Below are 1,504 nucleotides of genomic sequence, written 5' to 3' on the forward strand. Positions count from 1 at the left end.
GCTAAGGCCCCAAAATCATAGTTAAGTGGGAAACGATGTGGGAAGGCATAGACAGCTAGGAGGTTGGCTTAGAAGCAGCCACCCTTTAAAGAAAGCGTAATAGCTCACTAGTCGAGTCGGCCTGCGCGGAAGATGTAACGGGGCTAAAACTGTGTACCGAAGCTGCGGATTTCTACTATGTAGAAGTGGTAGGGGAGCGTTCTGTAAGCCTGCGAAGGTGGATTGAGAAGTCCGCTGGAGGTATCAGAAGTGCGAATGCTGACGTGAGTAACGACAAGGGGAGTGAAAAACTTCCCCGCCGGAAGACCAAGGGTTCCTGCTCAACGTTAATCGGAGCAGGGTGAGTCGACCCCTAAGGCGAGGCTGAGAAGCGTAGTCGATGGGAAACGGTTTAATATTACCGTACCTTTTGCAGTTGCGATGGGGGGACGGAGAAGGCTAGGTGTACCGCGCGTTGGTTGTCGCGGGGAAAGGTAGTAGGCGGATCCCTTAGGCAAATCCGGGGGGTTAACGCTGAGAACCGAGACCAAGGTGCTTGCACCTGAAGTCACCGATGCCATGCTTCCAGGAAAAGCCTCTAAGCTTCAGATTGCAAGAGATCGTACCCGAAACCGACACAGGTGGTCAGGTCGAGAAGACCAAGGCGCTTGAGAGAACTCTGCTGAAGGAACTAGGCAAAATAGCACCGTAACTTCGGGAGAAGGTGCGCTGTTGATGGTGATTCCCCTGCGGGATGAGCTGTTGGCAGCCTCAGTAACCAGGCCGCTGCAACTGTTTATTAAAAACACAGCACTCTGCAAACACGAAAGTGGACGTATAGGGTGTGACGCCTGCCCGGTGCCGGAAGGTTAATTGATGGGGTTAGCGCAAGCGAAGCTCTTGATCGAAGCCCCGGTAAACGGCGGCCGTAACTATAACGGTCCTAAGGTAGCGAAATTCCTTGTCGGGTAAGTTCCGACCTGCACGAATGGCGTAATGATGGCGGCACTGTCTCCAGCAGAGACTCAGTGAAATCGAAATCGCGGTGAAGATGCCGTGTACCCGCGGCTAGACGGAAAGACCCCGTGAACCTTTACTGCAGCTTTGCACTGGACTTTGATCTTGCTTGTGTAGGATAGGTGGGAGGCTTTGAAGTGGGGACGCTAGTTCTCATGGAGCCAACCTTGAAATACCACCCTGGCAATATCGAGGTTCTAACCATGTCCCGTTATCCGGGATTGGGACAGTGTATGGTGGGTAGTTTGACTGGGGCGGTCTCCTCCTAAAGAGTAACGGAGGAGTACGAAGGTGCGCTCAGCGTGGTCGGAAATCACGCAATGAGTATAAAGGCAAAAGCGCGCTTAACTGCGAGACAGACAAGTCGAGCAGGTACGAAAGTAGGTCTTAGTGATCCGGTGGTTCTGTATGGAAGGGCCATCGCTCAACGGATAAAAGGTACTCTGGGGATAACAGGCTGATACCGCCCAAGAGTTCATATCGACGGCGGTGTTTGGCACCTCGATGT

1 rRNA gene is annotated in these 1,504 nt (G+C 52.9%); it reads left to right on the forward strand.

From position 1 onward, the window contains the following. Positions 1-1,504, forward strand: a 23S ribosomal RNA gene (locus tag ACREB4_RS21255); the annotation flags it as partial.

This window comes from Aquabacterium sp., from assembly GCF_050725395.1.
Taxonomy (GTDB): Bacteria; Pseudomonadota; Gammaproteobacteria; order Burkholderiales; family Burkholderiaceae_C; genus Aquabacterium.